Source organism: Streptomyces sp. NPDC058751, from assembly GCF_042746485.1.
Taxonomy (GTDB): domain Bacteria; phylum Actinomycetota; class Actinomycetes; order Streptomycetales; family Streptomycetaceae; genus Streptomyces.
Map to the genome: position 1 here is coordinate 1 of NZ_JBHYPZ010000005.1, position 13,902 is coordinate 13,902.

At 71.4% G+C, this 13,902-nt stretch carries 10 protein-coding genes; 4 read left to right on the forward strand and 6 right to left on the reverse strand.

Annotated elements, in window-relative coordinates; all coding sequences use genetic code 11:
- Nucleotides 1-125: 125 nt before the first annotated feature.
- The 6 genes from ACFW6B_RS06625 to ACFW6B_RS06650 form a co-directional block, all read right to left on the reverse strand.
- Complete coding sequence (locus ACFW6B_RS06625) at nt 126-2,147, reverse strand: cell wall-binding repeat-containing protein (RefSeq protein WP_386592744.1); 2,022 nt, start codon at nt 2,145-2,147, stop codon at nt 126-128.
- 149 nt (nt 2,148-2,296) lie between these two features.
- Nucleotides 2,297-3,580 carry an RNA polymerase sigma factor gene (locus ACFW6B_RS06630; RefSeq protein ID WP_386592746.1) on the reverse strand — a complete coding sequence of 428 codons (1,284 nt, stop codon included), beginning with the start codon at nt 3,578-3,580 and terminating at the stop codon, nt 2,297-2,299.
- A gap of 46 nt (nt 3,581-3,626) precedes the next feature.
- Complete coding sequence (locus ACFW6B_RS06635) at nt 3,627-3,983, reverse strand: YciI family protein (RefSeq protein ID WP_151469210.1); 357 nt, start codon at nt 3,981-3,983, stop codon at nt 3,627-3,629.
- A gap of 228 nt (nt 3,984-4,211) precedes the next feature.
- The gene (locus ACFW6B_RS06640; protein ID WP_386592748.1) at nt 4,212-5,273 is read right to left on the reverse strand and encodes an LCP family protein; all 1,062 of its coding nucleotides are present in this window, start codon (nt 5,271-5,273) and stop codon (nt 4,212-4,214) included.
- A gap of 83 nt (nt 5,274-5,356) precedes the next feature.
- Nucleotides 5,357-6,736, reverse strand: coding sequence for an endo-1,4-beta-xylanase (locus tag ACFW6B_RS06645; RefSeq protein ID WP_386592750.1), 1,380 nt, complete (start codon nt 6,734-6,736; stop codon nt 5,357-5,359).
- 409 nt (nt 6,737-7,145) lie between these two features.
- Nucleotides 7,146-8,174: a LacI family DNA-binding transcriptional regulator gene (locus ACFW6B_RS06650; RefSeq protein WP_386592752.1), complete on the reverse strand. Its 1,029-nt coding sequence runs from the start codon at nt 8,172-8,174 to the stop codon at nt 7,146-7,148.
- Between the two features lie 137 nt (nt 8,175-8,311).
- Here ACFW6B_RS06650 and ACFW6B_RS06655 point away from each other — a divergent pair, with 137 nt between their 5' ends.
- The 4 genes from ACFW6B_RS06655 to ACFW6B_RS06670 are packed head-to-tail and all read left to right on the forward strand — an operon-like array spanning nt 8,312 to nt 13,791.
- Nucleotides 8,312-9,619: an ABC transporter substrate-binding protein gene (locus ACFW6B_RS06655; protein WP_386592754.1), complete on the forward strand. Its 1,308-nt coding sequence runs from the start codon at nt 8,312-8,314 to the stop codon at nt 9,617-9,619.
- Nucleotides 9,616-10,530 carry a carbohydrate ABC transporter permease gene (locus ACFW6B_RS06660; protein ID WP_386592756.1) on the forward strand — a complete coding sequence of 305 codons (915 nt, stop codon included), beginning with the start codon at nt 9,616-9,618 and terminating at the stop codon, nt 10,528-10,530. Before ACFW6B_RS06655 ends, ACFW6B_RS06660 begins: the two co-directional genes overlap by 4 nt.
- A 4-nt stretch (nt 10,531-10,534) precedes the next feature.
- Nucleotides 10,535-11,434, forward strand: coding sequence for a carbohydrate ABC transporter permease (locus ACFW6B_RS06665; RefSeq protein WP_386592758.1), 900 nt, complete (start codon nt 10,535-10,537; stop codon nt 11,432-11,434).
- 50 nt (nt 11,435-11,484) lie between these two features.
- Nucleotides 11,485-13,791, forward strand: a complete 2,307-nt coding sequence (locus ACFW6B_RS06670) for a glycoside hydrolase family 3 N-terminal domain-containing protein (protein ID WP_386592759.1) — start codon at nt 11,485-11,487, stop codon at nt 13,789-13,791.
- Nucleotides 13,792-13,902 lie beyond the last annotated feature (111 nt).

Consider the following 13,902-nt stretch of genomic DNA (forward strand, 5'->3'; position numbering starts at 1 on the left):
CACCCTTTTTTTTTGGGGGGCGGGGGGGTGCGTTTTTTTTTATACCCCCCGGGCCCCCCGCGGGTGTCCGGGCCCGGGGGGCGGGGGGCCCCCGACCATGCTCGTCGGGGCACCCGCGCAGCCGCCTACTGCTGGTGACGGGTACTGAGTGGACCGAGGTCAGGCTCGCCGACGGGCACCGGTGCCGTGCCCGTCCGCACCGCCGAGGCGCCCGCGGACGGTCCGGCGACGGAGGACGAACCCGCCATCGGCGCAACGCCGTTGTAGTAGGACGTGTACGTCCACTGGCTGCTGCTCGCGCTGATCGCCGTACCCGCGGAGTTCAGCGCCGCCGTCGACACCGAGCCGGTACCGCCGAAGGCGGCGATGCCGTTGACGTTCGCGGCGCCCTTGAGCAGGTAGGACTTGGTGTCGGCGGTGAGGGTGGTGACGTCCGTCCACAGCAGCGGACCGAAGACGTTCATCGCTGCCGCGGCCGATGTGCCCCCGCGCCAGCTGTCGGTGGAGGCCAGGGCCACGCTGCCCGGCGCGCTCCACCAGAACCGCGCGAGGGCGGCCGCGGTGCCGGCGTTGGTGCTCGCCGTGACCGGGTAGTAGGTGTACGTCGACGGCCAGTTCGAGAACGGCGTGTGCGTGAGCGCGTACTTCGCCGAGGCGCCGACCGGGATCATGTAGGTGTCGCGCGGGTCGAGGCTGTTGAGGTACGACTTCACGGACGAGGTCAGCGTGTTGCCGTCGTTGAGGACGACGACCGCCTTGCCGCTCGTCCCGTTCGCGCCCGCGGCGGAAGCGGCGGCGAGGGCCGAGTGGTAGTCGGTGCCGGTCGCGATGAAGACGTACTTCGGGGCGCTGGTGATCGACTTGGCGACGGCGACCGAGGTCGAGTAGCGGGAGGTGCCGGCCAGCCGCTTCGGGACGAAGCCGAGCGCGGTGACCTTGGTCGAGACGGCGCTGCTGAGGATCGAGGTGCCGCCGACGAGGTAGACGCTCGCGCCCGGCTTGAGGGTCCGCTTGAGCTCGTTCTGCACGGCCGTGGACAGTGAGCCGGCCGGGGTCAGCAGGACCGGCCCGTGCTTCTTGCCCGCGAGGGCGGGAGCGGTCAGCGCGTACGACTGGCTGTCCTGGGAGACCAGCACGGCGGACGAGGCGTTCATCAGCCCCGGCTCGCTCTTGCCGACCGTGTTCCAGGTCCAGCGGGAGGCTGCGATGTTGCTGCCGTAGACGTCGGCGCCGGAGACCCGGGCGACGGAGTTCTTGCGCAGGGGCTGCCAGGCGGGCGAACGGCCTCCCCAGGGGAAGGGCTGTCCCTCCGTCACCGTGTCCGCCGTGATCGTCATGACGACATTGCTCTCCTGGCGGCCACCACTGGTGGGCCGGTCGAAGTGCACGACGAGCCGGTCGCTCGCGGGCGCCCAGGAGGGGCTGTCGTAGTCACCGGCGTCAACGGTCAGGCGGCGCTCGCCGGTGCCGTCGCTGTTGATCGAGAAGAGCTGGCGGTGACCGTCGACGGTGCGGATGAAGGCGACCTTCGTGCCGTCGGGCGAGATGGCGGGCGAGCCGCCCACGGCGAGCTTGGTCTCCGTCTTGGTGGCGGCGTTGTAGAGCACGACCGACGGCGTGGTCGTGCTGCAGCCGGTGCCGTTGCGCTGGAAGGCCAGCAGCGTGCCGGTCGCGTCACCGCTCGGCACGAGGTCGCAGCCACCGGTGGCCAGCAGCCGGACCGGGGTACCGCCGCCGGCCGGGATCGAGTAGAGCTTCTTGGCCGCGGAGAAGACGATCTTGCGGCCGTAGGTCCAGTACGTGGGGTGGGAGGCCGAGCTGCCCGATCCCGACGAATAGACCGTCGTCACGCTGAGGCTGGTAAGGCCGACAGTTCCCAGCCCTCCGGCCGACTCGAAGACGACGCGGCTGCCGTCGGGCGACCACGCGGGCGTCTCGTCGTCGGAGCCGTTGGAGACACGCTTCACGTCGTTGCCGTCGGCGTCCGACGACAGGATGCCGTCGTTGACCACGGCGATCCTGCCGTCGACGGCCGGCCACCCGGCGACGTCGGCCGACGCCCCCGGTGCCAGGGCTATCGCCGTGCCGGCTGCCAGGGCCGTCGCCGCGGTCAGCGCCACGAATCTGTGGCGCGCGAAAATTTTCAAGGGTGTCCCCCCAGGTAGGTGCGATGGGCTGCCGGGCCACCCCCCAGGGGCCTACGGGATGAACTCAGAGCGTCGTTCCCGTGTACGGCAGCGGCGCTACTGTAAGCCCTTGCCGATCACCACGGAAACGGGGTTACCGGGCGGGAACCTCACGAATTCCGCAGCTCACGCGCCCGTGCCTCCAGCAGTTCCCGTTCCCTTCCGTTGCGCGCCAGCGTGGCGGCCCGCTCGAACTCCGTGCACGCCTCCCCCGTGCGCCCGAGCCGGGCGAGCAGGTCGCCGCGCACGCTCGGCAGCAGGTGGTAGTCGCGCAGGGCCGGTTCACCGGCGAGGGCGTCGACGATCTCCAGCCCGGGGCCGGGCCCCTCGGCCATCGAGACGGCCACGGCGCGGTTCAGTTCGACGACCGGGGAGGGGGTACGGGCCGCCAGCAGTCCGTAGAGGGTGGCGATCCGGCGCCAGTCGGTGTCCTCGTAGGTGTGGGCCTGCGCGTGGCAGGCGGCGATGGCGGCCTGGAGGGCGTACGGCCCCGGGCCGCCGGTGGCGACGGCACCGGCCCGGTTCAGCGCGGTGAAGCCGCGGCGGATCAGCATGCGGTTCCAGCGGCGGCGCTGCTGGTCCTTGAGGAGGACGGGTTCGCCGCCGGGCCCGGTGCGGGCGGCCGCCCGGGACTCCTGGAGTTCCAGCAGGGCGGCGAGCGCGTGCACCTCGCTCTCCTTGGGCATCAGCTCGGCGAGCACCCGGGCCAGCCGCAGCGCGTCCTCGCACAGCGCGGGACGCAGCAGGTCGTCGCCCGCCGTGGCCGCGTAACCCTCGTTGAAGACGAGGTAGATGACCTCCAGCACGGACCCGAGCCGGGCTTCGCGCTCGGGTCCGTACGGGACCTCGAAGGCGACCCCCTTCGCGGCCAGCGTCCGCTTGGCCCGGACGATGCGCTGGGCGACCGTCGCCTCCGGGACGAGGAAGGCGCGGGCGATCTCGGACGTCGTCAGGCCGCCGAGGAGCCGCAGGGTGAGCGCGATGCGGGCCTCGGCGGACAGGACGGGGTGGCAGGCGGTGAAGACCAGCCGGAGCAGGTCGTCGTCGATGTCGTCCGGATCGGCGGGTTCGTCGACGTGGTGCGGCGCGGACAGCGAGAGGTCCCGTCCGACCTCCTCCAGCTTGCGCGCGTAGTTCTCCCGGCGGCGTACGAGGTCGATCGCCCGGTGCTTGGCCGTGGCCGTCAGCCAGGCGCCCGGGTTGTCGGGCACCCCGTCGCGCGGCCACTGCTCCAGCGCCGCGACCAGGGCGTCCTGCGCGAGTTCCTCGGCGATGCCGACGTCACGGACGATCCGGGCCGCGCCCGCGATGATGCGGGGGGACTCGATGCGGAAGATGGTCTCGACGGCGGTGTCGACGCCGTCGGCGGGTGCTGGTGCGGGCTGCTGTTCCACAACCCACCATGAGACACCCACCGCGGCGTCCGGCCAAGGAGCCCGCTCAGCCCTCGGCGATCTCCCGTACCTCGCAGGTGACCGTCCAGTGCTCCTCGTGCACCTTCAGGAACCGCTTGGTCCACTCCACGGCCTCGGCCATGTCCTTGCACTGCATGATCGCGTAGCCGCCGACGACCTCCTTGGACTCGGTGAAGGGCCCGTCGGTGACGGACAGTTCCCCGCCCGCGTAGTGGACGCGCTTGCCCTGCGCGCTGGGCGTCAGGCCCTCGGTCTGGAGCATGACGCCGGCCTTGGTGATCTCCTCGATGAGTTCGCCCATCCGCTGCATCAGTTCGGGGCTGGGGCCTTCGGCGGGCGCGGTGCGCTCGTCGATCTGGACCAGGGAGAGGTAGCGGGGCATGGTGACTCCTCGTATCTGTGGTGCCTGTGGCGTCTGTGGTGTCCCGGAGACGGACTTCTTCTTCCCGCCTCTCACCTGTGCGTCGAACGGGAGGCACCGGTCTCGACACCCTCCCCGGATTTCTTCGAAAACTTTCTCCGGGAGTCCCCGGACGGCCCCGGACGGATCTCTCCTGGAGTCCCGGACGGGCGCGGGCCGCGCGCTCGTCCACCGTTCACCGTTCACCGTTCACCCGAGCGAGTTCCAGAGGTCGCCCGCCTCCGGCTCCCTCGCGACCACCCGGTTGGGGTCCGAGAGTGCCGTCGCCACCGGCATCATCACCGTCTTCACGTCGTCCGCGGACAGGCCCTTCAGGCTCTGGCCGAGCTTCGACAGTTCGCCGAGCGAATCCAGGCCCGTGTCCGTCGTCAGGCTGCCGGTGACCGCGTTCACGACGCCGTAGAGCCCGGCCGGGTCGGACAGCAGGTCGGCCGACGAGATCTGCTCCAGCAGGGCCTTGACCAGCTTCTGCTGCAGACCTATGCGGCCGAGGTCGCTGCCGTCGCCTATACCGTGCCGGGTGCGGGCCAGGGCCAGGGCCTGCTCGCCGTTCAGGTGGTGGGCGCCCGCGGCCAGGTGCAGCCGGCTCTTGTCGTCGTCGATGTCCTGGCCGGTGGTGACGGTGACCCCGCCGAGCGCGTTCACCAGCTTCGCGAAGCCCGAGAAGTCGATCTCGACGTAGTGGTCCATCCGGACGCCGGTCATCGACTCCACCGTCTTCACGGCGCACACCGGCCCGCCCACCGAGTAGGCGCTGTTGAACATCGCGCCGTACGCCACCGCCGTCGAGCCCCCGGAGGACAGCGGGCAGGACGGACGGGTGACCAGCGTGTCCCGCGGGATGCTGACGACCGTGGCCCGGGTGCGCCCGGCGTCGACGTGCACGACCATCGCCGTGTCGGAACGCGCGCCGGAACTGTCTCCGCCGCCGAGCCTCGCGTTCGCCCCGCCGCTGCGCGAGTCCGAGCCGAGGACCAGGATGTTGAGGGCGCCGCTGGGCAGCGGGGACGGGGACGCCGAGGCGGACGCCGGTGCCGAGGGCGTCACCACCGCCCTCGCCGGACGGTCGTCACCGAGCGCGCTGTCGATGTCGACGCTCCTGATGTTCTGGTTCAGGTGCCAGTACACCCAGCCCGCGCCGCCGGTGCCCAGCACCAGCAGCCCCGCCAGGGCGAGGCCGGCGACCTTCAGCACCCTCGCCCGCCGGCCCCGCCGTCCGCCCTCGTCGCCGTTCTCGTCATGTCCCGTCACGGACAGGAACGTAAGTCCGGTTTATTAGGGGACTGTTAGGGACAGGCGTGCAGAACGTTTTTCTTCGGAGAATCTCATCGTTCTCAGCCCAGCGTCACCGTGGGCACGGGGTTGCCGCCGCTCCACGACGCGTTGAACCCGAACGTCACCGAACCGCCGTCCGGGACGGTCCCGTTGTACGAGGCGTTGGCGCAGCTCACGGCCGCGCCGCTCTGGGTGCAGGTCGCGTTCCACGCCTGGGTGATCCGCTGGCCCGCGCCGTACGTCCAGTTCACCTTCCACGAGGAGAGCGCGGCCCCGGAGCACGCGATGCGCACCTGCCCCGTGAACCCGGTGTTCCACTGGTTCTGGACGCTGTACGTCGCCGTGCACGCGCCCGTGGGCGGCGGGGTCGTGGTCCCTCCGAGCGAGGTCGCGATGGCGTCGTACGCCGGTTTGGGCACGTAGTTCTCGTCGTACGGGGTCGCCGCGCCGTAGCCCGAGAACACGTCCGGGATCCAGGAGTCGGAGTCGGTGAAGCCCCAGACGGTCACGCCGTGGCAGCGGGTCACGGCGACGCAGGCGTCGAAGACCGCCTTGTAGTCGGCGGCCTGCTGCGCCAGCTCGGTGCTGTCGGAGGGCAGCTGCATCCGGACGTCCAGCTCCGTGACCGCGACGTCGACGCCGAGGTCGGCGAAGCGCTGGATGTTCTGCTGGAGGGTGCCGGGGACCTGGCCGAGGACGAGGTGGGCCTGGAGGCCGACGCCGTCGATCGGGACGCCGCGCGCCTTCAGGGACTTGACCAGGTCGTACAGGGCGGTGCTCTTGGCGTTGACGCCCTCGACGTTGTAGTCGTTGATGTAGAGCTTGGCGCTCGGGTCGGCGGCGCGCGCCCAGGTCAGCGCCTGGGCGATGTAGTCGGCGCCGAGGCCGTCGTACCAGAGGGTGGAGCGGTAGGTGCCGTCCTCGTTGAAGGGCTCGTTGACCACGTCCCAGGCGGCCAGTCTGCCCTTGTAGCGGGTGACTTCGGTGGTGATGTGGTCCTGGAGCAGTCCGCCGAGCTCGGCGGTGGTCCAGGTGCCGTTGGTCAGCCAGCTCGGGTTCTGGCTGTGCCAGACCAGGGTGTGACCGCGCACCTGCTGGTCGTGGGCCTGCGCGAACGCGACGATCTGGTCGGCCTCGGCCCAGTCGAAGCTGCCCCGGGTGGGCTCGACGCTGCCCCACTTCATCGCGTTGCCCGGGGTCAGCGAGTTGAACTGGCCCCCGGCGATGTCGCCGTACGTGCCGGTCAGCCTGGAGCCGGTGACGGCGGTGCCGACGACCTTGCCCTTGGCCTCGGCGAGGTCGCGCAGCGGGGAGCCCGCGGCGTGCGCCGTCGTGCCGGCCGCGAGCAGCGCGGCCACCGTCGCGGCCCCGGCGAACAGGGCGGCGACCCCGCGGCGTAAGGAGCGGGGTCGCGAGGAGCGGGTTCGGGAGGTTCTCATGGCGGGTGCCTCCGAAAGTTTCGGCTGTACAACCGATTGACGTCGCAGGAGTGTGCAGGCGGACGCCCCACCCGTCAATACGACCTCCCGGCCCCCTCAGGACCGACCTGCCTCCCGGGGTGACCCCACCCCCTGTCTTTCGCCCCCTCCGCCCCTACCCTTCCCGTACCCGGGGCTCCGCCCCGAACCCCGCTCCTCAAACGCCGGAGGGGCTGAATCTTTCCCCGGCCGGGACTGGAACTTTCGCCGGCCGGGGCTGTGACCGGCTGGATCTCGCCCCCGCAGTCGGAATCCGGCGCGAGGGGCCGTGCCGGTACATCGATGGCCGTCGCCACCGACGGTCACATCTCCGTCCAACGGCGACGGGCGGATGTACCGGCACGGCCCCGACCCACCCACCGGACCGGTATCACGCCGGAGGCGCACCCGTGCTGCTGCGGACGACCAGGCTGGTCGCGAGCTCCATCCGCGTCCCGGCCGACGGCCGCTCCTGGCGGCTCAGGTCGAGCACCAGCTTCGCCGCCGCCTCGGCCATCTCCGTCAGCGGCTGCCGTACGGTCGTCAGCGGCGGCCCCACCCAGCGGGCCACCGGAAGATCGTCGAAGCCGACCACGCTCAGGTCCTCGGGAACGCGCAGCCCCAGCTCACGGGCAGCCTCGTAGAGCCCGAGCGCCTGGAGGTCGTTGCCGGCGAAGACGGCCGTGGGCCGGTCGGGACGGCGCAGCAGATCAAGGCCGATCCGGTGACCGGCCTCGTGGTGGAAGTCCCCGGCGACGATCAGCGAGGGGTCGACGGGCAGCCCGGCCGTCTCCAGCGCCGCGCGGTAGCCGTCGACCCGTGCCCGGCTGCACATCATCCGCGACGGCCCGCTGATGGCGCCGATCCGGGTGTGCCCGAGTTCGACGAGGTGGCGGGTGGCGGCGAGGCCCCCCTGCCAGTTGGTGGCGCCGATGGAGGGCACGTCGACGCCCGGGTCGCCGGCCGGGTCCATCACCACGAAGGGGATGGACCTGCTGTTCAGCAGGGCGCGCTGGGAGTCGTCGAGGCCCGAGAGGACGAGGATCACCCCGTGCGGGCGCCGGGCGGCGACCTGGTCGGCCCAGGTCCGGCCGGGGGTGAGCCGGCCGGCGGACTCGGAGAGCACCACGCTGAGGCCCGCGTCGCGGGCGACGTTCTCCACGCCCCGGATGACCTCCATCGCCCAGGCGCTCTCCAGCTCGTGGAAGACCAGGTCGATCAGCGGCGAGCGGGAAGCCTCGGCCCGGCGGCGCCGGTAACCGTAGGCGTGCAGCAGCTCCTCGACGCGGGAGCGGGTGGCGGGGGCGACGTCGGCACGACCGTTGAGGACTTTCGAAACAGTCGGAGCCGAGACACCGGCCTCCCGGGCGATCTCGGCCAGCGTCGCCGTCTGTGCTTCTGCGGACTTCCCAGGCTTCATGGCGGCGATCGTATCTCTGCGCGACCCCTTGACGGGCCGATCGGATCGCCTTACCTTCCCGGAACATTCGAAATATAACTCGAAACATTCGCGACGGATCATCGGCGATCCCTCGCGCTGACCGAGAGGTGCCGTCCATGGAGTCCTACAGCAGACGTTGGTTCCTCGGCGCGGGCACGGCCGCCCTGGCCTCTGTCGGCGGGCTCACCGCCTGCGGCTCCAGCGGCGGTTCCGGCGGAGACGGGACGCTCACCGCGTTCGTCTACGGTGACGACGCGGCGAAGATCCAGGTCAAGTCCGTCGACCGGTTCAACGCCTCGGCCGCGGCGAAGAAGGCCAAGGGCAGCGTCAAGCTCCAGAAGGTGCCCGCGACCGACTACCCGGCCAAGCTGCGCACGGCGATGGGCTCGCCCAACGCCCCCGACGTGTTCTTCAACTGGGGCGGCGGCTCCATCAAGGCCTACCGGGAGGCCGGCCAGCTGGTCGACCTGACCGACGTCATCGCCTCCGACCCGGTGCTCAAGAGCGGCTTCCTGCCGTCGGTGCTGGCGGCGGGCGGACTGGACGGCAAGAACTACGGCGTGCCGATGCGCGGCATGCAGCCCGTGATCCTCTTCTACAACAAGACGGTCTTCGAGGAGCACAAGCTCCAGCCGCCCACCACCTGGGACCAGTTGCTCGACATCAACGCCAAGCTGAAGAAGGCGAAGATCACCCCGTTCGCGCTGGGCGGGGCGGACATCTGGCCCGAGCTGATGTGGCTGGAGTACCTGGTCGACCGGATCGGCGGCCCCCAGGTCTTCGAGAAGATCAAGAACGGTGACGCCTCCTCCTGGGGCGACCCTGCCGTCCTCAAGGCCGCCCAGACGGTCAAGGAGCTGATCGACGACGGCGCCTTCGGCAAGGGCTACAGCTCGGTGGGCTACGGCAACGGCGGCGCGCCCGCGGTCTTCGCCAAGGGCAGGGCGGCGATGCACCTGATGGGCTCGTGGGAGTACTCCACGCAGCTCGGCAAGTTCCCCGACTTCGCGAAGAACAACCTGGGCTGGTGCGCCTTCCCGCAGATCGAGGGCGGCGCCGGCGACATCCGCAACGTGGTCGGCAACCCCACCAACTACTGGTCGGTGAACGCCCGCACCTCCAACAAGGACGCGGCGATCGCCTTCCTGCGCGACTCCGCCTCCCTCGCCTACACCAAGGAACTCATCGCCAACGGTGACGTCCCGGCGACCTCGAACGCGGCGACCCTCCTGGACGCCTCGCCGAACCCGGAGTTCGCCAAGTTCCAGTACGAGATGGTGCAGAAGGCCCCGGCGTTCACGCTGAGCTGGGACCAGGCGGTCGACCCCGACGTGTCGACGCCGATGCTCACCGAGGTCAACAAGCTGTTCGTGGGCAAGTCCTCGCCGACGCAGTTCGTGTCGGCGCTCAAGGAGCTGAAGTGAGCCTCACACAGCTCAAGGGCGGCCCGCGGGACGACGCGGGCCGCCCCCGCTCCACCCGGCGCAACAGGGCCGGCCGCCCCAGCACCGCACTGGCCGTCCCCGGCGTCCTGTTCTTCGCCTTCTTCGCCCTCGCCCCGATGGTCCTGGCCTTCTACCTGTCGTTCACCCGGTGGAACGGCCTGGGCGACCCGGAGCCGGTCGGTCTGGCCAACTGGCGCAAGCTGCTGGGCGACGACCGGCTGACCCAGTCGCTGACGGTCACCGTCTCGCTGACCGTGGTGAGCTGGGCGTTCCAGACGGTGACATCGCTCCTGCTGGGGGTGTGGGCGGCGGGCCGGCAGCGCAACCGCGCGGTCCTCTCGGCGATCTTCTTCGTGCCGTTCCTGCTGTCGTCGACGGCGATCTCGCTGCTGTTCTACGCGCTGCTCGACCCGAACTTCGGCATCATCCACAAGGACACCCTCGGCACGACCAGCGGCGCGTTCCTCGCGATCGTGTTCGTCGGCGGCTGGCAGTTCATCCCCTTCCACACCCTGATCTACCAGGGCGGGGCACGGCAGATACCCGAAGTCCTGTACCAGGCGGCCGCGATCGACGGCGCCGGCCGCTACCGCCAGTTCTTCTCGATCACGCTCCCGCAGCTCCGCAACACCGCGACGACGTCGAGCGTGCTGATGATCGTCGGTTCGCTGACGTACTTCGAGACCGTCCTGATCCTCACCCAGGGCGGTCCGGGCACCGACACGGCGATCCTGCCGTACCTGATGTACCAGGCCGGCTTCAAGAGCTACGACTTCGGCTACGCGAGCGCCGTCGCCTCCTTCCTGGTGCTCGCGGCGACCGCGCTGTCCCTGCTGATGGTGAAGCTGTCCGGATTCGGCGCGATGCGCAGTACCCGGGAAGGGATGTGACGCCATGTCACACGACACGTTGCCCCGTCCCGTGAAGACGGACTCCGCCCCCGCCGCCGAGCGGCCCGCGCGCCGCCGGGGGCACTGGACCCGGCGCGCCAACCCGCTCGCCGGCGCCGGGGCGCTGCTCTGGCTGACCGTCGTGGTCATCCCGATCTACGCGATGATCTCGGCCTCGCTCACCCACCAGGACGAGGCGCTGGGGCACAACGCCCTGAAGCCGCCGTCCCACCCGACGCTGGACAACTACGACACCGTCCTGCACAACGGCTTCGGCCACCTGCTGTGGAACACGGTGCTCGCGGCGGCCGGGGTCGTCCTGATCGTCCTGGTGCTGTGCGTCCCGCTGTCCTACGTGGCCGTACGGACCCGCAGCGTCTGGTCGGGGGCCGCGTTCCGGCTGTTCCTGCTGGGCGTGGCGATCCCCGCGCAGGCCGTCGTGGTGCCGCTCTACCTGATGATCGCCAAGCTGAACCTCTACGACAGCCTGCTCGCGATCGTCCTGCCCACCGCCGCGTTCGCCATGCCGGTGTCGGTGCTGATCCTCACCGGCACGCTGCGGGACATCTCCGAGGAGATGTACGAGGCGATGGCGCTGGACGGCGCCTCCACCACCCGGATGCTGTTCCAGCTCGTCATCCCGATGTCCAAGGGCGGCATCAGCACCGTCGTCATCTTCTCGGCGCTCCAGGCCTGGAACGGCTTCCTCTTCCCGCTGATCTTCACCCAGTCCGACGGACCGCGGGTGCTGACCCTCGGCCTGTTCAACTACGTGAGCGAGTTCGGCGTGAACATTCCCGCCATCCTCGCCTCCGTCGTCCTCTCCGGTGTCCCGATCTTCATCGTGTACCTGGTGGCCCGCCGCGCGCTGGTCGGCGGCCTCATGGGTGTGGGCGGCAAGTGAACGCGTACGACCAGGGGCGGCCGAACCCCCCTTCCCCCGACAGGAGTTCCATGAACACCGCTCCCTGGCGCGACCCCGCCCTGCCCGCCGAGACCCGCGTCGACGACCTGCTCTCCAGGATGACCCCGGAGGAGAAGACCGCCCAGCTCTACGGCGTGTGGGTGGGCGCCGCGACGGACGGCGACGGGGTCGCCCCGCTCCAGAGCGAGATGTCCTCCTCGTACGACTGGGACGAGCTGATCACCCTCGGGCTCGGCCAGCTCACCCGCTCCTTCGGCACCGCCCCCGTGGACCCGGCGCTGGGCGCGCAGGCACTGGCCCGCGCCCAGCGCCGGATAGCCGAGGCCGGCCGCTTCGGCATCCCCGCCGTCGCCCACGAGGAGTGCCTGGCGGGCTTCACGGCCTGGCAGGCGACGGCGTACCCGGTCCCGCTGGCCTGGGGCGCCGCCTTCGACCCGGCGCTGGTGGAGGAGCTGGGCCGGCGCATCGGCGACGACCTGCGCTCGGTCGGCGTCCACCAGGGCCTCGCCCCGGTCCTGGACGTGGTCCGCGACCTGCGCTGGGGCCGGGTGGAGGAGACGATCGGCGAGGACCCGTACCTGGTCGCCACCGTCGCCACCGCCTACGTACGGGGCCTGGAGTCGGCCGGGATCGTGGCCACCCTCAAGCACTTCGCCGGCTACGCGGCCTCGGCCGGCGCCCGGAACCTGGCGCCGGTACGGGCGGGTGTGCGCGAGCTCTTCGACGTCACGCTGCCGCCGTTCGAGATGGCCCTGCGCGAGGGCGGCGCCCGTTCGGTGATGGCCGCCTACAACGACATCGACGGCGTCCCGGCGTCGGCCGACCCGTACCTGCTGACCGAGCTGCTGCGCGACGAGTGGGGCTTCACCGGCACGGTGGTCTCGGACTACTTCGGTGTCGGCTTCCTCCAGAGCCTGCACCGGGTGGCCGGCAGCGAGGCCGAGGCGGCGCACAAGGCGCTGGAGGCCGGCGTCGACGTCGAGCTGCCCACGCTCAAGTGCTACGGCGAGCCGCTGATGGCGGCCGTCCGGGCGGGCACCGTCCCCGAGTCGCTGATCGACCGGGCGGCCCGCCGGGTGCTGCTCCAGAAGTGCGAACTGGGCCTGCTGGACGAGGACTGGCGGCCGGAGACCGGCCGCCCCGTCGACCTGGACTCCGCGGGCAACCGGGCGCTCGCCCGCAGGCTCGCCGAGGAGTCGGTGGTCCTGCTGGACAACGCGGACGGCGTGCTGCCGCTGGCCCCGGACACCCGGATCGCGGTGATCGGCCCGCGCGCGGACGACCCCCTGGCGATGCTGGGCTGCTACTCGTTCCCCTCGCACGTGCTCACGCACCACCCCGAGGTGCCCACCGGTGTGGACATCCCGACCGTGCTCGACGCGCTGCGCGCCGAACTGCCGGACGCCAAGGTGACGTTCGCGCGGGGCTGCGGGGTCTCGGAACCGGACCGCTCCGGTTTCGAGGAGGCGGTGGCACGGGCCGCCGAGGCCGACGTGTGCGTGGCGGTGCTCGGCGACCGTGCCGGGCTGTTCGGCCGGGGCACCTCGGGCGAGGGCTGCGACGTGGCCGACCTCGGCCTGCCGGGCGTGCAGGGCGAGCTCCTCGACGCCCTGGTCGCCACGGGGGTCCCGGTGGTCCTGGTGCTGCTCACCGGCCGCCCCTACGCGCTGGGCCGCTGGCAGGACCGTCTCGGCGGCGTCGTCCAGGCGTTCTTCCCGGGCGAGGAGGGCGGCCCCGCGGTGGCGGGCGTGCTGTCCGGCCGGGTCGGCCCGTCCGGCAGGCTGCCAGTGAGCGTGCCGCGTGACCCGGGCGGCCAGCCGTGGACCTACCTCCAGCCGCCGCTGGGCCTGAAGGGAGAGGTCAGCAACCTGGACCCGACGCCGCTGTACCCGTTCGGCCACGGCCTCTCGTACACCTCGTTCGCCTGGGAGGCGGCCGAGGCGCCCGAGACCGAGATCGGCACCGACGGCTCGTACGACGTGTCGGTGACCGTCCGCAACACCGGTGGGCGCGCGGGCGCCGAGGTCGTCCAGCTCTACTTGCACGACCCGGTGGCCTCGGTGACCCGCCCGGACGTACGGCTGATCGGCTACCAGCGTCTGGAGCTGGCTCCGGGCGAGGCCCGGCGGGTGACCTTCCGCTTCCACGCGGACCTCGCGGCGTTCACCGACCGCACCGGCACCCGCGTCGTCGAACCGGGCGCCCTGGAGCTGCGGCTCGCCGCCTCCAGCGCGGACGTGCGCCACACGGCCCGGCTGAACCTGACGGGCCCGGTGCGGCGGCCGGGCCCGGACCGGCGCATGCGCTGCGGGACCGAGGTCGCCCAGGTGTCCTGACCCGGCGGAGGGACCGCTGCGGGGCCGGCCACCGAGTGGTGGGGACCCGGCTGCCGGCCCCCGCGGCACGCGGCCGGTGTGTCCCGTGCCGGCACGGGACGCACCGGCCGC

Excerpts from the sequence above, each read along its gene's own strand:
- ACFW6B_RS06635 (WP_151469210.1), bottom strand. The coding sequence starts at position 3,983 with ATGCCCCGCTACCTCTCCCTGGTCCAGATCGACGAGCGCACCGCGCCC.
- ACFW6B_RS06645 (WP_386592750.1), bottom strand. The coding sequence starts at position 6,736 with ATGAGAACCTCCCGAACCCGCTCCTCGCGACCCCGCTCCTTACGCCGC.
- ACFW6B_RS06650 (WP_386592752.1), bottom strand. The coding sequence starts at position 8,174 with ATGAAGCCTGGGAAGTCCGCAGAAGCACAGACGGCGACGCTGGCCGAG.
- ACFW6B_RS06655 (WP_386592754.1), top strand. The coding sequence starts at position 8,312 with ATGGAGTCCTACAGCAGACGTTGGTTCCTCGGCGCGGGCACGGCCGCC.
- ACFW6B_RS06665 (WP_386592758.1), top strand. The coding sequence starts at position 10,535 with ATGTCACACGACACGTTGCCCCGTCCCGTGAAGACGGACTCCGCCCCC.
- ACFW6B_RS06670 (WP_386592759.1), top strand. The coding sequence starts at position 11,485 with ATGAACACCGCTCCCTGGCGCGACCCCGCCCTGCCCGCCGAGACCCGC.